17 protein-coding genes and 1 pseudogene are annotated in these 20,158 nt (G+C 65.6%); 6 read left to right on the top strand and 12 right to left on the bottom strand.

Features of this window, described 5'->3' with window-relative positions; translation table 11 throughout:
- Positions 1-92: 92 nt before the first annotated feature.
- On the top strand, positions 93-287 hold the full coding sequence (locus ACSBP4_RS09820) for a hypothetical protein (RefSeq protein ID WP_006650225.1): 195 nt from the start codon (positions 93-95) through the stop codon (positions 285-287).
- Here the strand turns inward: ACSBP4_RS09820 and ACSBP4_RS09825 are convergent.
- The 9 genes from ACSBP4_RS09825 to ACSBP4_RS09865 form a co-directional block, all read right to left on the bottom strand.
- Entirely contained in the window at positions 284-673 is a 390-nt protein-coding gene (locus tag ACSBP4_RS09825) for a DUF7522 family protein (RefSeq protein ID WP_006181313.1), read from the bottom strand. The genes ACSBP4_RS09820 and ACSBP4_RS09825 overlap by 4 nt on opposite strands.
- A gap of 86 nt (positions 674-759) precedes the next feature.
- Positions 760-2,052, bottom strand: a complete 1,293-nt coding sequence (locus ACSBP4_RS09830; RefSeq protein ID WP_435552102.1) for an O-acetylhomoserine aminocarboxypropyltransferase/cysteine synthase family protein — start codon at positions 2,050-2,052, stop codon at positions 760-762.
- A gap of 89 nt (positions 2,053-2,141) precedes the next feature.
- Positions 2,142-3,152, bottom strand: a complete 1,011-nt coding sequence (locus ACSBP4_RS09835) for a sodium:calcium antiporter (protein WP_435552113.1) — start codon at positions 3,150-3,152, stop codon at positions 2,142-2,144.
- Between the two features lie 143 nt (positions 3,153-3,295).
- Entirely contained in the window at positions 3,296-4,129 is an 834-nt protein-coding gene (locus tag ACSBP4_RS09840; protein ID WP_435552103.1) for a hypothetical protein, read from the bottom strand.
- A 3-nt stretch (positions 4,130-4,132) separates the two neighbouring features.
- A complete protein-coding gene (locus ACSBP4_RS09845) occupies positions 4,133-6,766 on the bottom strand; it encodes an alkaline phosphatase PhoX (protein ID WP_435552104.1) in 2,634 nt (877 codons plus the stop codon).
- A gap of 297 nt (positions 6,767-7,063) precedes the next feature.
- Complete coding sequence (locus tag ACSBP4_RS09850) at positions 7,064-7,477, bottom strand: hypothetical protein (RefSeq protein WP_435552105.1); 414 nt, start codon at positions 7,475-7,477, stop codon at positions 7,064-7,066.
- A 104-nt stretch (positions 7,478-7,581) separates the two neighbouring features.
- Entirely contained in the window at positions 7,582-9,360 is a 1,779-nt protein-coding gene (locus tag ACSBP4_RS09855; protein WP_435552106.1) for a histidine kinase N-terminal 7TM domain-containing protein, read from the bottom strand.
- A 48-nt stretch (positions 9,361-9,408) separates the two neighbouring features.
- A complete protein-coding gene (gene gpmI / locus ACSBP4_RS09860) occupies positions 9,409-10,986 on the bottom strand; it encodes a 2,3-bisphosphoglycerate-independent phosphoglycerate mutase (protein WP_435552107.1) in 1,578 nt (525 codons plus the stop codon).
- 173 nt (positions 10,987-11,159) lie between these two features.
- A complete protein-coding gene (locus ACSBP4_RS09865) occupies positions 11,160-11,423 on the bottom strand; it encodes a hypothetical protein (protein WP_241429943.1) in 264 nt (87 codons plus the stop codon).
- Positions 11,424-11,548: 125 nt separating this feature from the next.
- Here ACSBP4_RS09865 and ACSBP4_RS09870 point away from each other — a divergent pair, with 125 nt between their 5' ends.
- Positions 11,549-12,820, top strand: a complete 1,272-nt coding sequence (locus tag ACSBP4_RS09870) for a DNA double-strand break repair nuclease NurA (RefSeq protein ID WP_435552108.1) — start codon at positions 11,549-11,551, stop codon at positions 12,818-12,820.
- Positions 12,821-12,834: 14 nt separating this feature from the next.
- On the opposite strand, the gene ACSBP4_RS09875 is transcribed toward ACSBP4_RS09870, so the two are convergent.
- Complete coding sequence (locus ACSBP4_RS09875; protein ID WP_006181304.1) at positions 12,835-13,167, bottom strand: DUF7113 family protein; 333 nt, start codon at positions 13,165-13,167, stop codon at positions 12,835-12,837.
- A 427-nt stretch (positions 13,168-13,594) separates the two neighbouring features.
- Between ACSBP4_RS09875 and ACSBP4_RS09880 the strand changes: the two genes are divergently transcribed.
- From ACSBP4_RS09880 to ACSBP4_RS09895, 4 genes are all read left to right on the top strand, one after another.
- On the top strand, positions 13,595-14,221 hold the full coding sequence (locus ACSBP4_RS09880) for a DUF7344 domain-containing protein (RefSeq protein WP_049964861.1): 627 nt from the start codon (positions 13,595-13,597) through the stop codon (positions 14,219-14,221).
- Between the two features lie 163 nt (positions 14,222-14,384).
- Entirely contained in the window at positions 14,385-15,170 is a 786-nt protein-coding gene (locus ACSBP4_RS09885; protein WP_435552109.1) for a cohesin domain-containing protein, read from the top strand.
- Positions 15,171-15,226: 56 nt separating this feature from the next.
- Positions 15,227-17,062, top strand: coding sequence for an ATP-binding protein (locus ACSBP4_RS09890; protein ID WP_435552110.1), 1,836 nt, complete (start codon positions 15,227-15,229; stop codon positions 17,060-17,062).
- A 163-nt stretch (positions 17,063-17,225) separates the two neighbouring features.
- Entirely contained in the window at positions 17,226-18,326 is a 1,101-nt protein-coding gene (locus ACSBP4_RS09895) for a hypothetical protein (protein ID WP_136396856.1), read from the top strand.
- 513 nt (positions 18,327-18,839) lie between these two features.
- Here the strand turns inward: ACSBP4_RS09895 and ACSBP4_RS09900 are convergent.
- Together ACSBP4_RS09900 and ACSBP4_RS09905 are read right to left on the bottom strand one after the other, a co-directional pair.
- Entirely contained in the window at positions 18,840-19,739 is a 900-nt protein-coding gene (locus ACSBP4_RS09900) for an FRG domain-containing protein (RefSeq protein ID WP_049964858.1), read from the bottom strand.
- 145 nt (positions 19,740-19,884) lie between these two features.
- Positions 19,885-20,158, bottom strand: a pseudogene (locus ACSBP4_RS09905) (alpha/beta hydrolase); the annotation flags it as partial.

A 20,158-nucleotide genomic window follows, 5' to 3' on the forward strand; every position in this document is an offset into this window, starting at 1 on the left:
GACAGCGCGGGGATCGTTTCACGCGGGAAGCGCGGCGTTTCGAGCGCAAACGGCCCCTATTACTACAAGGGACTCCCCCATCTGTCGTCGGCATGAGTCTCGATAGACACGCCGCCGATCGCCGTCGCTTCGCTCGCCTCCTCGGGACGGACGGCGACCGCGGTTCCGGCCTGCCGATCGGCGGCGACGATAGCGACGGCGCGGATGCCGACCCCGATGCGGATGCGGACGCGGACGACCCGCCCGAGGCCGACGATACCGATAGTGACGACTCGAGCGCGGATTAGTCGAGTTCGCGCTCGCTGAGGAACGTATCGAGCGCCGTCGCGACCTCTTCGAAGTCCTTGACCGTGAGGCCGTCCGTGGTGGCGAAGACCCCCTCGCTGTCGTTCGTCACGCGGATGAGGAACCCGTTTTCGAAGACCCGGATCGTGTAGTCGTAGCCGCCAAGTTCCGACCCCTCGTAGGCGGTCTGGGTCGTCTTGAAGCCGCGCCACTCGTGGCCGATGAACGTCGAGAGGTCCGCATCGCGTTCGAGGTCCTCCCGCAGGTAGACCTGCTCGAAGTCGTCGCGCGTGAAGTAGGTGACCGACCGGAGACTGTCGCCGATGGCCGTCCGACAGGTCGCGACGATCTGCTCCGCCGCATCGTCCGTGAGTATCCCGGTTGCCATATCCGACCAGTCGAACGCCGGTCCCTTAACCGCGGGGGCTAGTCACAGCGCAGTGAAAACGTCGGCCGGCCGCGGGCGGCGATCGATCAGGCCTGTTCGATCGCGCGATCGAGGTCCGCGATCACGTCGTCGACGTCCTCGATGCCGACCGAGAGCCGCACGAGGTCGTCGGTGACGCCGCTTGCCAGCTTCTCCTCCTCGGTGAGCTGCTGATGGGTCGTACTCGCGGGGTGGATGATCAGCGTCTTCGCGTCGCCGACGTTTGCCAGCAGGCTCGCGAGGTTCACTTCGTTACAGACCGTTTCGGCGGCGTCGTAGCCGCCCTCGAGCCCGAAGGTGATCATGCCGCCGTAGCCGCCCTCGAGGTACTTCTCGGCGTTCTCGTGAGTCTCGTGGCTCTCGAGGCCGGGGTAGTTGACCCACGAGACCTTCTCGTGGTCCTCGAGGTACTCCGCGACCGCCATGGCGTTCTCGCAGTGTTTCTCCATGCGCAGCGGCAGCGACTCGAGTTTCTGCAGCGTGACCCAGGCGTCGAACGGCGACTGCTGGTTGCCCAGGTCGCGCAGCCCGCGGGTGCGAGCGGTGAAGGCGAACGCCGCGTCGCCGAACGCCTCGCGGAAGTTGATGCCGTGATAGGCCGGGTTCGGCTCGGTGATCTCGGGGTAGTCGCCGTCCTCCCAGGGGAAGGAGCCGCCGTCGACTAAGATTCCGCCGACGGTCGAGCCCGCGCCGTGGATCCACTTGGTGGTGGAGTTCCAGACCAGGTCCGCGCCGTGTTCGAGCGGCCGGCAGAGGTACGGCGTCGCGAAGGTGTTGTCGACGAACAGCGGCACGTCGTGATCGTGGGCGATATCGGCGATGCGTTCGATATCCGGCGTCACAAGCGCGGGATTGCCGATCGTCTCGAGGTGGACGAAGGCGGTGTCGTCGTCGATGGCCTCGGCGTAGGCCTCGTAGTCTAAGGTATCAACGAACTTGGTCTCGACGCCGCGTTTTGCGACGGTGTGGGTGAGGTAGGTGTAGGTCCCGCCGTACAGCGCCGACGAGGAGACGATGTTGTCGCCGACGTCGGCGAGGATGAACGTCGCCAGATCGAAGGCGGCCATCCCCGACGCGGTCGCGAGCGCACCGACGCCCCCCTCGAGCGTCGCGATGCGTTCCTCTAACATCGCGTTCGTCGGGTTCATGATCCGCGAGTAGATGTTTCCGGTTTCCTCGAGGCCGAACAGGGCGGCGGCGTGGTCGGTGTCGTCGAACTCGTAGGAGGTGGTCTGATACAGCGGCGGCGCGCGAGCCCCGGTCGTCGGATCGGGTTCCTGCCCGGCGTGGACGCTGTCGGTGGCGAATCGGTTCCCCTCGGAGTCTGAATCGTCGCTCATACCCGCCCCGTCGCAGGCGGCCTAAGTAAAACCACTAGACGTGTGGCTTCGGCTGGGAAGCACTGTGGATCGCAGGGCGGCCGGCCGCGTCAGAGAACGCTGACGACGCCGAGGCTTTCAATGAGCAGCCAGCAGACGAACGCCCCGTACAGCCCCAGGAGCAACCACCCCTCGCGCTGGGACAGGGCCATCCCGGTTCGGGAGATCGCGAAGAACGCGACCGTCGCCAGAACCAGAAACCCCATCATCGGGACGATGTTGGCGAAGTTGACCGTCAGTGCCCCCTCGACCATGACGCCGACGGGCACGGCCACGAGCAGGTCGAACGTGTTGCTGCCCAGGACGTTCGCCAACGTGACCGTCGGTCGGTCGGCCCGCGCGGCCGTCAGGCTGACGAACGTGTCCGGCAGACTCGAGCCGGCGGCGACGACGGTCATCCCCCAGAGAAAGGAGGGGGTCCCGAAGGCCTCCCCCAGCCCGATCGCCGCCCGAACGAGCGCTTCCACGCCGACGACGATGAACGCCAGCCCGACGACGAACCAGAACCACGTACGCGCGAGCGCGATCGAGCCGTCCGCCTGCTGCTCCGACTCCGCGGCGTCCAAGTACTGCGTGAACAGGTAGAGGCCGTACAGCGCGAGCGGGAACAGGGCGAGCGGTCTCGAGACGGAACCCCCGATTCGGACGCCGGCCTCGTCGACGGGGTTGTAGATGACCGCCAGCGAGAACGTCAACAGCAGGGCCGCGACCGCGAGCATGTAAAACAGCGACTCCTTGTAGACCAGTTCCCGCGTCGTGTCGACCACGCCGCCGGCGACGACGACCGCGAGCCCCGGAATCACGAGGAGGTTAAACACCGCCGAGCCGACGATCGATCCGACTCCGAGTTCGAACTCCCCGTGTACCAGCGTCGCGAGCAATACGCTCGCCAGTTCCGGCGTACTCGAGCCGACCGCGGCGATGACGGCACCCTGGACGACCGCCGGCAGTCCGTACGCGATCGCGAGTTTGTTCGCCGAATCCTCGAGCCAGCTGCTGCCTTTCCAGACGATCGCCGTTCCGAGGGCGGCAAGTCCCAGCAGCGTCGCGACCGCGAACATGACGGTCAGTTCAAACGACCGATTGATAAAACGATCGACCGCGTCGTCGGTCGCGTCGCTGCGGCGGAACCGCGGTCGCCATCGCAGCCACTGAACCACACGAACGCCGGACGCCGTCGGGTTGCATCAGCGGGGGAATCGGGTCAGCGGCTCCGATCCTGCCGTCGTGCGAGCAGGCCGCCCGCGAGGACAGCGAGCGCGAGCAACGCAGTGCCGCCCGCGAAGCCCGGAACCGCTTCCGAGTTCGACGCCGAGTCGTCGTCCGACCCGTCGGTCCCGCCGGCCGGCTCCTTGTTCGAGGCCGCTCCGTCGCCCGCGTCGCTCCCGTCGTCCGGCGTGCCTGTCGATTCGGCCGCCGTCGCGTCCGTCTGAACGGTGAGCGTTCCCGGCTCCCGTGTCGGGTCGATCCGGCTGCCGCCGTCAGCGTCGAGCCGGGCGTCGGTCACCTCGAGCGCCGCCGCGCCGGGCTCCGTCCCGTTGACCGTGACCGTCGCGAGCGTGACGTCGCTCGCGCCGGGGGTGACCGCGTCGTCGAGATCGACGGCCTCGACGGTCACCGATTCCCCGTCGTCGCTCACGACGGGGTCGGTCGTCATCCGGTAGTCGTCGGGATAGCCGGCGTTCTCGACTGTCGCCGCGTCGCCCGACAGCTCGAGGGTGAGTTCGAAGCCGGCGAGCCCGTCGGGCGCGTCGGTGAGTACGATGCGGTGGACGGCGGTCCCACCGGGCTCGACCGTCGCGTTAGTGATGACGAGGGCATCCCCGGTCGACGCGGACGGGCCGCCGGTCGCCGTCGCGGGGGCCGTCCCCCCGTTCGCGGCCGCCGCAACTACCGACGATGGTGCGAACGCCGCCCCGATCGCGAGGGCGACGACGAGGGCGACGGCGGGCCGTCGCCACCATCGTTGTCGGGGAGCCGACGCCGCGGTGTCGGCCCGGTCGGACGAACTCGTCGCAACGGTGTCGTCTGCGGCCATCGGTTACAGCTCGTCGTACAGCTCGACGACGTCGTCGTAGTCGATGCGGCCGTTGTCGTTGAAGTCGTACGCGTCGACGGTCAACGACCCGGAGTCGTCCTCGATCTCCTCGAACAGGAGGACGATATCGTCGTAGTCGAGCCGCTCGTTCCCGTTGACATCCTCGTAGCGACCGTCGCCGTCGGGATCGGTCGGCACTGCCCCGCTTCCGCCCGCGCCGCCGTCGATCGGCGGCGGCCCGGTGACCACGACGCCCGTGTGCGGCCGGGACTCGATCGGCGCGCCGTCGTCGTCGTCGAGCGAGTCGACCGTCACCGAGATGTCGGTCGTCCCCATGCTCGCGCCCTCGAGTTCGACCGTCGCCACCGACACGTCGGTCGCGCCGGGCTGGATCTCCTCGTCGATATCGGCGAACTGGAACTCGACCGTCGAGCCGTCGTCGCTGACGGTCGGGCCGGCGGTGAGTTCGAGCGCGTCGTGGTAGGTCGCGCCCGTGATCTCGGCGACGTCGGTGTGATCGACCGAGACGGACACCGTCCCGCCGGCGAGTCCGTCCGGCACCGCGGACAGGGTCAGCTCGGCCGCGGCGGTCGCGTCCTGTCGCACCGCGACGGAGTCGATGTGGACCGAGGTCGGCGGCTCGTAGACCCACAGCGCGTCGTTGGGGTACGACCGGCCGAAGCTGCCCTTGTCCTCACAGAGGAGGACGCGGCCGTCGTCGAGTACCATGACGTTGTCCACGTTGATCGGTGCGGCGTCGACGATCGACTCGCGGTCGGTCGCGTCGGGGCCGACGACCGCCGGCTCGAGCGTCGAGACGTCGTAGTCTTCCTCGAGTTCGGCCCGGTAGACGACGCCGCCGTCGACCCGGTCCATCCGAACGTCGCCCTCGTCGTCGCTCATGCCGTCGTTGAGTTCCGAGATGCCGAGATAGAGGAAATCGCCGGGCTCGGCGTCGTCGAGCGAGTCGATCCCCTCGGCCTTGCGGAACTCGACGGTGGCACCGATCGCCTTCGCAGCGGCACGGGTCTCGAGGAACGGGATCCGGCGCAACTCCTCGTCGACGCCGTCGGGGCCGTACTCTTCGTACTGGCGGGCCCACTCGACGATCTCCGCGTCGGTGATGTAGTCTCGATTACCGTTGATCGCGACTTCCTCGTCGGCCGCCGCCAGCGCCGCCGCGAGATCACTCTCCCAGTCGACGTCCGCGTGGGTCTCGAGGTAGTCGACCTGCGTGATGTCGTCGTAGTCGGCGATCCAGGACGCGACCTCGGCGTTGCTCGCAGTGCCGAGTTCGACCCACTCGATCTCGAGGTCGACCTCGGCCGGCGGGTTGTTCTTCGCGGCCTCGTCGTTCGTGACGCGGGCGGCATACAGCGTGCCGCGGACGTCCATCCGGTCGTCGTAGCTGGGGATCGGTTCCTCGGCGACGAACTTGTAGAGCCCCTTGCTCGCGCCGTCGGAGGCGAGGTAGACGGTCCGTTCGTCGGGCATGAACTCGGGACACTCGAAGGCGGCCCGACCCATGACGTAGTGTTTGACCGGGGTCGGCTCCGCGGCCGTCGGCTCGGTGACTTCGACGATGTGACCGTATCGGTAGCGGTTGGGGTACTCCTCGCCGATCGGCTCGGTCGTGTTGGTGTCGCCGTCCTGATCGACCGGCTCGGCCCCGAGGTAGTAGGCCTGCATCTCGACGCCGCCCAGCGCCCAGGTCCCCTGTGGGTACCAGCTTTCCTCGAACAGGTCGCCGTCGTCGCCGAGTACGCCCGCGATCTCGGTCGGGTTCGGCCGGTTCCAGAACGCCGCCGCGCCCCGGATCCCCACGCCGCTTTCGGCCTCGATCACGTCGCCGACCGTCGCCGGCCCGGAGACGCGCGGGTGGCTGTAGTCCTCTTCGGACGACATCGGCGTCCCCCACGGACTCAGGTCGCCGTAGCAGTTGATCCGCGTGCCGCCGATCTCGCGGAACGCCTCGCGGTTCTCGAGTTCCATCGCGTTCGCCGCGTCGGCGCTCCAGCCGCCCTCGCCGCGGCTGATCGGCGTCCGCGTGATACAGCCGGGGCTCGTCTCGTTGTTCGTGAAGAGGTATCCCTCGAGCCCCTCGTCGTCGGTCGGGACGAAGAAGTTCATGTCGGGGTTGTAGCCGACGTCGCCGTACCGACTCCCGACGAACTCGGTGACGTCGGTGCCGTCGGGCGTCTGGGGGTGGCCCCACCGTTCCGAACCACCGTTGATCTCCTCGCCCTCTTGGACGAGGATATCGTACTCGCCGCCGGCCACCTGGACCTGCTCTCGGGCCGCTTTCGAACGCGGTGCCTCGAGTTCGTCGAACTCGTCGTTGCGGCCGTTGAACTCGAACTGATGGCCGGCGAGGACGCCGACCGCTGCCGTATCGTAGGGGGCGGCGTTTTCCCGGCTCGGGTGCTGGAGGCTGAACAGCACCTCGCCGTTCTCGAAGACGAACGGGCCGGTGACCTCGGCCCCGCGGGCCGTGGTCGCGAGTCGGTCGATGTCCCCTCGAATCGTCGGCGCGCCCGGTGTGTCCGTATCGTCCGCGCTCACGGTCCCGATCGCACCGATACCGAGCGCCGCCGCCGCGGACGACGCCATCAGTTTCCGCCTGGTGAATTCGACCATGCGTGTGGGGAGAGACACCCGACATATGGTTAGATTTTATAATAGTATTCTTTACCTGAATTGTTTTAGCGAAGGAATACTATGCCGGTCAGAGAGAAACGAACGGAAACCGACCGCTCTGTACGGCTATTGAGACGGAAACCGACCGCAGTACTCCCCCGTGCTGGCGACGGATCGAAAAGAGCGCGACTATAGTCGCCACTGACAGTCACTGCAGACCCGATCGCACGACAGCGGTGCGATCAGTGTGTCAATCGTTTCAGCGGCGACGATACCGAGACGCTGCGGACGAGCGCCCTACTCGAGGCCGTGGGCGTCGGCACGGGAGCGGATCTCGTCGGCGCGGTCGCGGACCCACGAGCAGTAGCGCTCGATCTCTTCGGGGGTCGTCCCGTAGAAGGAGGCAACCCAGTTGACGTCGGCCCACGGGCAGGTCACGAGGTAGGCGGCGAGGGTGTCCTTGCCGGCCTGGACGACCTCCGGCGGGACGCCGCGGGTGCCGGTGTCTTCCTCGACGAAGCCGTTGACGTCGTAGTAGACGGCCCCGTAGAGCCGGGCCGTCTCGAGGTCGTCGAAGTCGATGGCGGTGTGGTTCGGTGCGACGAACTCATACCGCGGGCCGCCGTCGGCCGACTCGGTTTCGACGATCCGGACGCCGAGGACGTACTCGTCGACGATCGACTCCGCCTGGGTGGTGGCTGACTGGGTCATGGCGTTCGGCTGCACGCAGGCGTGTCGGCCCATTGAACCTTCGTATGTGACGTATATAGCGCTCGGGATCGCTCCGTTCGGCTCCGGTCGGTTCGCGACGCGACTCACCGCGATCGGTCCGCGTTCGCCCGGCGGTCCGCAGCTGCCGATCGGTCGGCGCGTGTCCCATCGGCCGACTGCGCCGCTGACGGGTCGACGACGCCGGGGAGCCGAACCGTGACGCGCGTTCCGCCCTCGTCGGTTTCGAACGCGAGATCGCCGCCGACGGCCGTGACCGCCCACGAGGCGATCCACAGCCCGAGTCCGCTGCCGTGTTCCAGCGGCGTCTCCTCGCCGCGCTCGAGGACGGCGAGTTCGTGGTCCGGAATCCCCGGGCCGTCGTCGCGGACGGTAAAGACGGCGGTCCGATCGGGATCGACACCCTCGAACGCGACTGTGACGTGGGGATCCTCGTCGTCGTGGACGAGCCCGTTCTCGACGAGGTTCGAGACGGCGAGTTCGAACAGGTCCCGATTCGTTCGCAGCGTGAGGTCGGTCGGAACTGTCACCGCGACGCGGCCCCCGGTCTCGCCCTCGAGGTCGGCCGCGACCGCGTCGAGGACGTTCCGGGCCGAAAACGTCCCTGCGGCGGGCGTCGCCTCCACCGCTCGTTCGAAGGCCCGGACCTTCTCGGTCATTCCGATCACGCCGTCGACGTCGGCGGCGGCCGTCTCGAGGCTCGCCCGGACGTCCTCGTCGTCGGTTCGATCGGCGGCGAGGCCGACGTATCCCCGGACGGCGGTCAGATCGTTCCGGAGGTTGTGACGCAGCACGCGGTTGAGGATCTCGAGGCGCTGTTCGCGTCGCCGCTGGTCGGTGATGTCCTGGAGGATGACGGTGTGGCCGACGACCCGTCCGGAGTCGTTTCGGAGCCGCGAGGTCGAGACGGCGAATTCGCGGCGTTCGCCGCCGTCGGAGCGGGTGATGACGCGGCCGTCCGCATCGTCGATCCGCAGTTCGGTCACGGCCGTGAGGGGGTCGCCGAGGACGGTCGGTTTCGCGACGCCGAACAGGGAGGCGGCCGCGGGGTTGCAGTCGACGATCCGCTCGTCGGTGTCGACGGCCAGGAAGGGGTTCTCGAGATCCTCGATGGCGGACCGGTCGGCCGTCCGACGGACGGAAGGGCTGTAGGTGAACAGATCGCCGCCGACGAAGGCGTAGGCGTCGAGGGCGACGTGGGGCAGGAACAGGACCGCCGAGAGGTTGAGCTGGGGGACCGGACCGAGTTCGAACAGCCAGACCAGTAGGGCAACGCCCGGCGGCAGCGTACTGAGTCCGACCGCGAGCGCTTCCGTCCGGTAGAGCGGGCCGTAGCTGACGACCGTATCGAACAGCAACAGCGTCCCGGAGGCTGCGAAGACGGTCGCGGTCATGATCCCGAAGAAGGCCCACGCGTTGGGCTCGTAGGCGACCGTCGCCGCGCCGAAGACCGGCTCGAGTCGGAACCCGGTCCAGACGAGTTCGTGGAGGGGGTTCGTGACGACCAGGACCGTCGTCACCGCGGGGACGAGCGCGAGCAGCCCGAACCACGGGGTCTTGACGAGGGCCCCGCGGCCGGTGTAGGTGAGGCCGAAGGCCAGGAACGGGACGCCGGTCCAGACGATGCCGGTCCAGGTCAGGGCCTCGAGCGCCCAGCGAAGCGTCGGGTCGAACACGAGCAGCCCGGCCCCGTAGGCGAAACACCACACCGCCTGCGCGACGAGCGTCAGCAGCAACCAGTCGGCGCTCGGGGTTCCGCGATGCTCGCGGAGACACCAGAGCAACAGCGCGGTGCCGACGCCGGACAGCAGGGAGCCGGCCACCGGCCACGGGATCGAAAGCACGCTACTCGAGGGTACGAACACAGCGACTTCGGTGTTGCGGCCCCCGAGCGATCGCCAACGGCTCCCTCGCTACTCGAGCAGCGACTCGCCGGTCATCTCAGGGGGCTGGTCGAGGTCGATGACCTCGAGAATGCTGGGTGCGATGTCGGCGAGCGTGCCGCCCTCGCGAATGGTCCGTCCCCCGTCGGTACCGTCGCTCACGGGTCGTTCCTCCCCGTTCGCATCTCCGAGGTCGCTTTGCGACCTCGCTCCCGGCGAGAGATAGACGAGCGGCACCTCGTTGTAGGTGTGAGCCGTGTGGGGATCGTCTTCGGTCCCCATGTCGTCGGCGTTGCCGTGATCGGCGGTGATGAAGACGTGCGCGCCGGCGGCCTCGAGCGTCTCGACGAGCCGTCCCAGTTGCGCGTCGACGGCTTCGACGGCCTCGATCGCGGCCTCGTAGTCGCCCGTGTGCCCGACCATGTCGGGGTTGGCGTAGTTGAGGACGAGGACGTCGGGATCGTCCGCTTCGATAGCGTCGATAGCGGTATCCGTAACTCCGGGCGCGCTCATCTCCGGCTGCAGGTCGTAGGTCGGCACGTCGGGGCTCTCGACGATCTCCCGGACCTCGCCGTCGAACTCGACCTCGCGGCCGCCGTTCAGGAAGTAGGTGACGTGGGCGTACTTCTCGGACTCGGCGATCCGCAGTTGCGTCCGGCCCGCGTCGGAAAGCACCTCGCCGAGTACCTGTTCGGGCTGGTTTGGCGGGTAGGCCACGGGGAGGTCGAACGTCTTGTCGTACTGGGTCATCATCACGACCTCGGCGTCCGGTGGGCTGGTCTCGACTTCGTCGGCCCAGTCTCCCGGGCGGATGTCCGCGAGCATCCGGGTCAGCTGTCGCGCTCGATCGGAGCGGAAGTTGAACCAGACGACCGAATCACCGTCCTCGAGCGCCGGTTCGTCGGCGATCAGCGTCGGCTCGACGAACTCGTCGGTCACATCCCGGTCGTACGAATTCTCGACGGCCTCGACCGCCGACTCCGCGGTCCACTCGGCCTCGCGGTTCACGATCGCGTCGTAGGCCCGCTTCGTCCGCTCCCAGTTCTGATCGCGGTCCATCGCGTAGTAGCGGCCCGACACCGTCGCGACGTGGCCGGTGCCGTGGTCGTCGACGACGTCCTCGAGCGTCGCGAGGTAGTCCCGACCGCCGGTCGGTGAGGTGTCGCGGCCGTCGGTGATCGCGTGGGTGACCGCCTCGACGCCGCGGTCGCCGGCGAGTTCGATCAGCGCGTGCAGGTGTTCCTGGTCGGAGTGGACGCCGCCGTCGCTGACGAGGCCGACGAAGTGGACGCGACCGTCGTTGTCCCTCGCGCGGTCGAAGGCCGCGTTGATCGCGTCGTTCTCGCGGAAGGAGCCGTCCGCGATGGAATCCGAGATCCGCGTGTACTCCTGATAGACGACCCGGCCCGCACCGATGTTGAGGTGACCGACCTCGCTGTTGCCCATCTGGCCTTCGGGCAGCCCGACACGTCGGCCCGCGACCTCGAGTCGACCGTCCGCGCCCGATTCCGCGAGTCGGTCGAAGACCGGTGTTTCGGCCGCCGCGACCGCGTCTCTGCCGCCGTCACCGAGTCCCCAGCCGTCGAGGACGATCAGCGCAGCTTCCATACGAAATCGCAACTCGCCGTCCCGTAACTAGCTGTCGTTGTTCGTCGTCGCGACGCCAATATCGACGGACCACCCAGAACAGTGTCATTCGATGGGGCCGACTCGAGCGGACGCCGTCCGCACCCGTCCCGCGTCGGTTCGGTACGTCGCTCGAGTCGCGTTCGGTCGTCCGATCAGCCCCGCGGGGCGTGATCGAACGCCGTGCCGCAGTCGCCACAAACGGTGCCGTTACCGGGTTTGCTCCGCTGGGCGAACACCGCGCCACACTCGTCACAGATCATGAACAGCCGGTGTTCGGGGTCGATGCCGGCCTCGAACTCGGCGTGGATCCAGGCGTCGCCGTTGCCCTCCTCGTAGAGGGTGACGCCGGAACCGGTCTGTCGCCAGTTGACTGGACTGTCCCCGCGGTCGACTGCCGCCGACTCTCGCTCGGACATCGAGATATGCCGACCCTCGAACCGCCCATACATACGCTTTCTGATAGTAATTTACACGGGATCGAGTGAACGTCTCCGTCACCGCGATCACTGGCTTTTTGCCGGTCGGGTCGGTCCCACCGTGCATGACGCTCGATCCGGTCCACTTCGACGGTATCGCGCGACTCGCCGGGCGGATCGACCACGGGACCGACGAGCGCGACCGCCGCGCCCTCGCCGAAACCGTTTGGGAGGAGTTCTTGGATCCGCTGGTCGTCGACGGCCGGCCGATCCTCGAGCCCCTCGATGAGCGAGCGCGACGGCTCGTCGACTGCGAGGCCGTCGCCTTACGCGACCGGGAGTTCCCGACCGAACACGGCCTCGACGCGGGAACGATCAATCCGACGACGTTCAAGAACGGACTCGTGATCGACATCGCGCAGGCGGCGATGAGCGCCACCCCGAGCGACCTCGACCTCCACCGGTCGCGGACGACCGTGATGACGGTCCACTCCAACGACGAGACGATGGCCGTCGATGAATCCTGGGGGAAATTCGACGCGGGCTACAGCAAGAGCCGGGCGGTCAAGGTGCCGCCGCTGCCGCGCTTTGCCGAGGGCGTCGTCCACGCGCTGGCACTCTATCTCTCCGAGAGCAAACACGCTCGCGACCACGCCCAAACGGTCTCGGACCTGCTCGTCCTCGACGGCCCGCTCTACCCCCGTGGCCTGTTGCGCTGGGCCGACCAACACCCCGACCTCGCGGACTTCCTGCTCGAGGACCCCCGTCCGACGACGGTGCTAGAGAACTACGTCCGGCTGGTCGAGGAGTTCGTCGATCGCTCGGTGCCGCTGGTCGGCTTCGTCAAAAACCCCGCGACGCGGGTCATCACGCGCTCGCTCAAGTCCGAACGGGAAGTCAGCGTCCCCTGGGCCGACGATTCGGCGCTGTTTACCCGCCTGCTCGAGCGCGGCGAGTACGTCGACGACGTCGACGGCGACCGCTGGGAACGGGACGACTCGGCGCTTTCCTACACCAACTGGTTCCGATCGCGGGGCGGCGTCGACCGGCCGCTATCGACCGACGGCGACGCCCTCGGCGTCGAACGCCGCCTCGAGCGCGCGGCCTACGAGGTCACCTTCTTCGTGATCTACGACCCCCGCGACGACCTGCTGTACCGGATCGAGGCCCCCTACGCGTTCACGAAGGATCCGGACACCCGCGAGCGGCTGACGATGCAGTTGTTACAGGACGTCGCCGTCGCTCACGGGCCGCCGACTATCGTCGAAAAGGCCGACGAACTCGCCCGAATCAGCAATGCCGAGAAGGCATCGCTCCGGGAGACCCTCGAGGATCGGTTCGACGCCGCACAGGACCGAACGTACGACGATCACCGGTGGGACGAGCAGCCCTATTGAGCCGCTCGAGCGACCTAGCCGTCGCTTTTCTCGACTGCGAGGTCGACGTCGTCGGGATCGACGCCGATCCGGGCGAACTGCGTCCGGACGTGTTCTTTGGCTCCCTCGAGGGCCTGCTCGCGGGTGTCGAACCCCCGCGGCATCGGCGACTCGAAGGCCAGATTGACCTCCCGGCCGTCGACTAACTGCGTCGAGCCGCCGCTGTCGACCTCGTAGAACTCGTCGCAGACCCAGACGTACGCGGCGTCCTCGTCGGGCGCGCCGCTGAAGGTCGGGGCCCGCTCACCCCGTTCGTACAGCGTCCCCGTGAGTTCCGTCCCGCCCGCGTGACCGCGTACCAGTAGCATGACCTAGTGTACGGCTCCTGACGGCAAAAACACGGCGCATCGGGATCCGGACTGAGCGTCTCCACGCGTCGATCGACCCCGCGGGCGGTCGGCCGAGGACGGGTCTCGAGGGACCGCTGTCAGGCCGACCCGCGTCACCGGTCCGTCACTCGGCCAGTAATCATGTGGTACGGTGGCACTGTTATCGGTCCGTCCGACGTAATCAGCTCGTACCACACCGCTCGAGCGACAGTAACCGTCTTCTGAGCCTTCCGGTGCGGTGATTGTTTTCGGACACTGAGACTCGTATTTTCACCACAGGTCGGCTCTATCCACCGATATGGGGCGTCTCAGCCCAGTACTACGAGGTTACGGGAGTAACGGCTGACTTGCGGCCCAAATCGTTTTGGAAACGGGCTTATCCCCGTTGCAGGGGTTGGTGGGGGTAATGAGTTCGGACGCTCACCTCGGCGACGACGTATCCCATCCACTCGCGAACGTCCCGACGGAGTGCTACGAGATCCTTCGCCATCCCCGTCGGCTCCGCGTCCTCGAGATCCTCGGCGCTCGCGGGACGCGACTCTCCCTGTCGGAACTGACGACCGCGCTGCTCGAGCGGGCCGCGACGGACGACCACACTGATCGACGGCGACGCGAGGTCCGGATCAGCCTCGTCCACAACCACCTGCCGCGGCTCGCGGACTACGACATCCTCGAGTGGGACGAGGACGGCGTCGCGCTCGTCGACGAGTCGCCGGTTCACCCCGCCGACCTCTCGGTGTTGCTCGATCTCTGCGGGGACGGCGACGGCGCGGAACTGCTCGAGACGCTCGTCGATCCCGCCCGGATGCGCCTGCTTTCGGTCCTCGCCGACAGCGACCGACCACAGTCGGTCGAGCAGTTGGCTGGTCGGCTCGCCACCCCCGACGGCGGCCCCTTCGTCGACCCCGACCGCGCGGCGATCGCGCTGCATCACTCCCACCTCCCCGCGATGGCGGCGGTCGACGTCCTCAACTACGACCCCGAGTCGGGGCTGGTGACCCGATACGCCGACGCCGTCTCGATCGTCCAGTAACCGCCGATTCGATCGCGTCCGTCCGATCGATTCTCCCTATCCCGTTCCGTTCTCGATTGCGTTCTTGACCGGCGAGAGGGGACCGTCTCGCTCCTCGCTCGGCCCTCTCGGCCGCCACATCCGGAACCTGTAAGCGGGCCTCGGCCGTAGCTCCGCTCGATCCATGACATCGGCCGACGGCGACCGCGTTCACGGACCGCCGAGCGACGCCCGCAGGGCCGTCGCCGTCATCGTCGTCGCCGCCCTCCTCTCGCTCGCGTCGATCACCGCCGTTGCGAGCGTCGCCGCGATCGATCAGGTCGCCTTCGTCTCGCCGGACCGGACCGAACTCGAGGCCGACCCCGGCGAGACGGTCGAGATCACCGTCGCGCTCGAGAGTCGGGGCGGCCACGGCGGCGAGGGCGTCACGGCAGTCGCGTTGATCGCCCAGTACAATCCCGATTATCTCACCGTCACCGACATAGAGCGAGGGCCGTGGCTCGAGGGGGAGGATACCGAAGTCGAAACGCGGTCGACGCTCGCCGACGAGGTCGGGACGGCGATCATAGAGCAGCGCCGCGAGCCGGCCGCGGGCGGGACGACCGGCTCGGGGACGATCGCGACGCTGACCGTCCGCGTCGCCGCGGACGCGCCGACGGGCACGACGCCGATTTCGTTCGGTGAAAGCACCGTGTCGCTGACCGGCGACTATCCGCCGGCCGTCGTCGACGAGTCCGCGACCGTCGCCATCGCCGGCGGAAACGAGTCGCTCGGCTCGTTCGACCACCCCGATCCGGACGGCCTCGAGCGCGACGGCGAGTTCGACTCGAGCGGGGACGCGGAGGAAACCGACGCGGCCGCGAGCGACGGCGGCGCGCCGGTTCCGGGCATGACTGTCGGGGCCGCGCTCGCGGCCCTCGCGCTGGGAACGGCGGCTCTGGCGGTCGCCCGTGACCGTCGGCGCGGATAAACAGTCCGTCCGACTGGAGGGAAACGCGTTTGGGGGCCCGGTCTGATGGACGTGATATGAGCGATCTGGGAGACTTCGGCGATTTCGATGCCGACGCCGACACCGACGACGGCGCGGCGGACTCGTCGCCAGCGTCGTCGGACGGCGAGCGCGCGGCGACGAGTTCGACGACCGACGCGGACGACGGGTTCGAACCGACGAACGTCGAACCCAGCGGCGAGGACGTCGGGATCGGGACGATCTGTGTCTCGCAGGGGCTGCGCGTCGCCGAGGACGGCGACGACACCACCCTCCGGGCCTACGTCACCCGCGGCAACCGCTCGTCGGTCCGCATCGGGAGCTACCTGCTCGCGCCCTACCCCGACGGCGAGACGCTGTTCTGCCGGATCACGGGCCTCGAGTACGCCCAGCAGTACCACGCCGACGACGCGACCGAGATCCACGCCCGCCGGGCGATGCGCACCGACGACATCGACGAGTCCGACTACAAGTTCGTCGCCGAACTCGAGCCCGTGGCCGTCCTCTACGACGACGATGGGGAACTGAAACGACGGATGACCGACCGCGTGCCGAAACCCCAGACGGTGATCCGGCAGGCCGACGACACCGCCGAGATCAAGACCGGGCTGAAGATGCCCGACGACGGGGTCTTCCTGGGCCACCTCTCGGTCGGCGGCGAGAAGGTCCGGACCGCCGCCTCGCCGCCCACGATCGATTACCGTCTCAAAGACGACTACGACGCGGGCGATCCGCTGGTCTTCCGGCACACGCTGATCGCCGGCGGGACCGGATCGGGGAAGACCCACGGCGCGAAGAACATCCTGCGCCAGTACCTCGCGGACGAGCGGACCTATCCGATGGCCGACGGCCGCGAGGTCACCCCCGCCGTCGTCCAGTTCGACCCTCAGGACGAGTACGCCCAGATGCACGACGACAACCCCGACCTGGACGACGAGTTCGCGCGCCGCCTCGAGCGCGAGGGGATCGCCTACGGCGGCCACGACGACACGACCGCGTTCGTCCCGAAGGTCGGGTCGGCCTCGTACGCGGCGGGCCACCACCGTGCCCAGCAGGTCGAGTTCACCATTCCGTTCGCGATGGTCCACGACAACCCGTGGCTGGTCGCGGGCAGCGGGTTAAACGACAACCAGTACGGCGCGCTCGTCAGCGTTCTCCTGCCGCGATTCCGGAAGCAGTACGGCGCGGACGGTACCTACGAGGAGTTCACGACGTTCCTCGACGACCCCGCCCTGCGCGAGGAACTCGACGAGTCCGGCCGGGTCCACGAGGCGACCTTCGACGCCGTCCGCCGGCGCGTGCTGGGCTTCGACGACGTCTTCGATCAGGACGCCCGGCCGATCACCGACCTGGTCACCGACTTCGTCCGCCCCGGCGGGCTGACCGTCGTCCCGACCTACCACATCAACGACAGTCGGGCGACGGAGACGATCGTCCTCGCGGTCTCCTCGCTGCTCATCGACCAGAAGCTCTCGAACGACCCGGACTACGACCGGATCAAGGAGACCCCGCTCCTGCTGGGGATGGACGAGGCCCACAACTTCCTGACCGACGCCGACAGCGTGCAGGCTGGCAAGGTCATCAGCAAATTCACCGAGGCCGCCAAACAGGGTCGCAAGGAGCGACTCGGCCTCTTTCTCATCACCCAGGACCCACAGGACATCCACGACGCCGTCTTCAAACAGATCAACACCACCGTCGTCCTCAACCTCGGCGACGAGGACGCCATCAAGAGCGTGAATATTCCGAGCAACCTCGAGTCGAAAGTGCCCTACATGGAGAAAGGCCAGATGGTCGTCTACTCGCCCGACAACTCGGAGCCGGTCGAACTGATCGGGCTCCCGAAGTGCCTGACCCGCCACGGACGGGACTGAGTCTATACGGACTCTTGTAGTCTGTTGACGGTGTTTCACTTCCGCATCGTGTGACTCCATCAAAATAGCCATTTAGAACGGATTCTTTGAGATAAAGTTTTATCATCTAATATAAAAGCAAAAATTATATATAACGAATACAATTGTTATATTGCTACAACATATGAAAGGTAGTAGTGGTAAGAATAAGGTCAGTAGACGAAGAGTACTACAGAAAACGACTTCCGGTGCAGTTGGTGCTGGAATCGGCCTGAATACACTGCTTGGAACTGTTAGCGCAAAAGAAACGACTCGTGAGGATCTCAAACGCCTTGAGGAGGCTTCTGCAGTGAAGAAAATTCTTAACGAACTTAACGTCCAGTCACTGCCTGAGCCAGAACGAGTCGAAAAGCGCCATGCTGCCGCCGATGGAAAACTCACGAACGGTGAACTTGAAGCATGGAGAATTCCAGTTCGTAACTATGGGACACTTACTGCTATGGAGTACAGTGATAAGATTGGAGCACTCTTTACGTTTGATCCGGACCTATCTCAGACTCCCTCTGGCTACGTAATGGCCAAAGAGGAGAACGCTGCTCTAGGCGTCAGTGGTTCCGAAGTTGTGTTCAGCCGGAACGCAACAAAGAATGAACAACAACTGGTACTGTCGGCGCTTGATATTGATGGTGAAATAGATGGTGTGAAGATAGAGGCCAAGACAATCTTTGGTGGATTTCACGCTAGTATTGGGATAAAAGGCCCGGATGATGAAAACCCTAAAATTCGTGAGTTTGCTATCGAAATAGATGGGTTTGATCCTCGAACAGAAGTTCTGTCAGATATAGATGATGACGTGAGCCCGCTACTAATATCTGAACCAGCAGCACAGGAAGTAAGTACGCAAGGAATTGGTCCGATCCCTGGTCCAAAAGACATTTTAAAAGATGTTATCCAAGATTGGATTATCGGGACTTTTGCAAGCGAATCGCTAGATTATTTAGGCGTCGAATGTAACGTAACCTGCCCTGATTGTGTCCTATATATTGTTGATGTAGTCGGATCCTGTAGAAGTTGCATTCCTCTCTGTTCATCAGGGGCAACTGGAATCGGTGCAATCACTTGTGTCGCTTGTTTCTATCTCTTCTGTAATGATGCACTTGCTCAGGCAGACTGTCTCGCTTGTCTAGTCTGTCTATACAAGGGAGAAGAACCGAATACGCCGAATACAAACGCGATGCGGTGGGTTCTGGACGAAATTGAGAACGTTCCTTCGAACCCGCTTTAACAGTTATTCTATACCTATCTGATAAATCACCTCTCCTCATAATATCTACTAACTACTGCACTAAAAATAAGTACAAGCGACCATAATAAAACTACTATTGAAATTACAACAAATCTAAATATTTGGTCTTGTTTAATTGGTAAGTTAACAAGTACGGCTGCTATTATAATACAAGATGAAATAAAGAATAAGACTATCCCAAGCCATAAATCAGAGACAGTCAAGCTAGAGACTGGTTTGGCATACAACCACCAGACAACCAAGAGATAGATCATGCTAATGCCGACGATTTGTCCGAACCCACGCACGCTAATTGGGTTGTCAATGGCTTGAACAGCTAACGCGATGATTATTATACTACATAGAATTAACCCGAGTGTTTCGATTTTGTCAGGTAGGGGTCGTCTGGTATCTTTCCCCATATTGATTATGATTACTGAGGGAATAGAAAAAACTGCGGATATCGTATATAATGGAGTTCCTATCGCAATTGGATATTTCTGTCTCCTCGGCTTACTCCTTTGCCTGTGGCTGATAGTACTGCGTGAGCCACGTCGCCAGCCCCCCGAGGCCGGGGAACAGCGTCCGGTGGTTGACGTTCAACTGGTCGAGTTTGTCGCGGAACTCGAGTTTGCGCTCGCCCGGGATGACGATCTTCCGGTAGCAGTCCGGGCGGTCCTCGAGCCACCGGTCCAGAACGATCCGAGGATCCGACTGAAAGGAGAAGACGGCCGACTGGTTGACGATGCGGTCGTCGATCGCGGGCGGCCGGAAGAACATGACGTACTCGTCGTCGCGCTCGGTTTCGGGCGCCCACAGCTCCTGCCAGAGTTCGTTCACGCGGGAGACGTCGTTGAGGTTCCGGGCCGGCCCGGGTCCGTCGCCGGCGGCCTCCCGCAGGTCGTACTCGAGGGTCGCGTTCGAGAGCAGGTGGGTGTCGAGCATGTGCGTCTCGGTCGTCTCGAGGACCGCCTGGTAGCGGTCGGGCAGTTCGGCGTGGAGTTTCCGGTAGTCGACGGCCCAGATCGCGCCGTCGTGGGCGGTGTCGCCGGTGACCGTGGCGAAGTAGGCCGCCACCAGCGGCGAGAACGACCAGTCGAGCAGCCGCGTCGGCAGCCCGTAGTGTTGGGCGATCGAGAGCAGGTGCCAGACCGACCGGAGTTCGTCGATTTCGCCCTCGGCGTACTGGGCGAAGTTCCGGAGTAAGAGGGGTTCGAGGTGCCACCGTCCGGAGTCGCCGACGAAGCGGCCGATCGACGTCTCGAGGCTGAACGCCTCGTCCGGGACCCCGCGGAACACGTAGGGGGAGCGGTGGCGGCCGATGTCGCCCATCCACATCTCCTGAGAGACCAGCCGCTGGAGTTCGGTCCACGTCTCGGCCCGGCGGACGGACGCGGCGCCGTCGCCGGTCATCGCTGCACGCGGTCACACGGGCTTCGGTCACGAGTCGGTGCCGCGGTCACAGTGACGGCTTCTCGGGGCGCGACGAAAAGCGGTTTCACGCACTGGGGTGACTGACGCCGGCTCGAGACGGTCCGCGACGCCGACCGGTCGGTCCTCAGGCCGATGCACACAGCGCCCGTTCGAAGAACGACGCGACCGCCGTCGCGATCTCGTCGTGCGCGCCGAGGAAGAAGTGATCGCCGGCGAACGCCGCCGTCTCGTCGCCGCGCTCCTCGGCCCGCTCGACGATCGGCTCCCAGTCGACGGTGGTGTCGCGCTCGCCGTAACAGACGCGGAGCGGCGCCTCGAGCGACTCGAGCGCCGCGAGCGCGTCGAGGTCGTCTGCGAGTCGCGCGGTCGGCGCGAGGACGGCGCTGTTTGCCCAGTTG

The sequence above is a fragment of the Natrinema sp. CGMCC1.2065 genome, from assembly GCF_051225675.1.
GTDB classification, from domain to species: Archaea; Halobacteriota; Halobacteria; order Halobacteriales; family Natrialbaceae; genus Natrinema; species Natrinema thermotolerans.

What these genes read in the sequence shown, in the direction of transcription:
- ACSBP4_RS09845 (WP_435552104.1), bottom strand. Translation starts at nt 6,766, where the DNA reads ATGGTCGAATTCACCAGGCGGAAACTGATGGCGTCGTCCGCGGCGGCG.
- ACSBP4_RS09880 (WP_049964861.1), top strand. Translation starts at nt 13,595, where the DNA reads ATGAGTTCGGACGCTCACCTCGGCGACGACGTATCCCATCCACTCGCG.
- ACSBP4_RS09840 (WP_435552103.1), bottom strand. Translation starts at nt 4,129, where the DNA reads ATGGCCGCAGACGACACCGTTGCGACGAGTTCGTCCGACCGGGCCGAC.
- ACSBP4_RS09870 (WP_435552108.1), top strand. Translation starts at nt 11,549, where the DNA reads ATGACGCTCGATCCGGTCCACTTCGACGGTATCGCGCGACTCGCCGGG.
- ACSBP4_RS09835 (WP_435552113.1), bottom strand. Translation starts at nt 3,152, where the DNA reads ATGTTCGCGGTCGCGACGCTGCTGGGACTTGCCGCCCTCGGAACGGCG.
- gpmI (WP_435552107.1), bottom strand. Translation starts at nt 10,986, where the DNA reads ATGGAAGCTGCGCTGATCGTCCTCGACGGCTGGGGACTCGGTGACGGC.
- ACSBP4_RS09865 (WP_241429943.1), bottom strand. Translation starts at nt 11,423, where the DNA reads ATGTCCGAGCGAGAGTCGGCGGCAGTCGACCGCGGGGACAGTCCAGTC.
- ACSBP4_RS09895 (WP_136396856.1), top strand. Translation starts at nt 17,226, where the DNA reads ATGAAAGGTAGTAGTGGTAAGAATAAGGTCAGTAGACGAAGAGTACTA.
- ACSBP4_RS09890 (WP_435552110.1), top strand. Translation starts at nt 15,227, where the DNA reads ATGAGCGATCTGGGAGACTTCGGCGATTTCGATGCCGACGCCGACACC.
- ACSBP4_RS09850 (WP_435552105.1), bottom strand. Translation starts at nt 7,477, where the DNA reads ATGACCCAGTCAGCCACCACCCAGGCGGAGTCGATCGTCGACGAGTAC.
- ACSBP4_RS09875 (WP_006181304.1), bottom strand. Translation starts at nt 13,167, where the DNA reads ATGCTACTGGTACGCGGTCACGCGGGCGGGACGGAACTCACGGGGACG.
- ACSBP4_RS09830 (WP_435552102.1), bottom strand. Translation starts at nt 2,052, where the DNA reads ATGAGCGACGATTCAGACTCCGAGGGGAACCGATTCGCCACCGACAGC.
- ACSBP4_RS09825 (WP_006181313.1), bottom strand. Translation starts at nt 673, where the DNA reads ATGGCAACCGGGATACTCACGGACGATGCGGCGGAGCAGATCGTCGCG.
- ACSBP4_RS09900 (WP_049964858.1), bottom strand. Translation starts at nt 19,739, where the DNA reads ATGACCGGCGACGGCGCCGCGTCCGTCCGCCGGGCCGAGACGTGGACC.
- ACSBP4_RS09820 (WP_006650225.1), top strand. Translation starts at nt 93, where the DNA reads ATGAGTCTCGATAGACACGCCGCCGATCGCCGTCGCTTCGCTCGCCTC.
- ACSBP4_RS09885 (WP_435552109.1), top strand. Translation starts at nt 14,385, where the DNA reads ATGACATCGGCCGACGGCGACCGCGTTCACGGACCGCCGAGCGACGCC.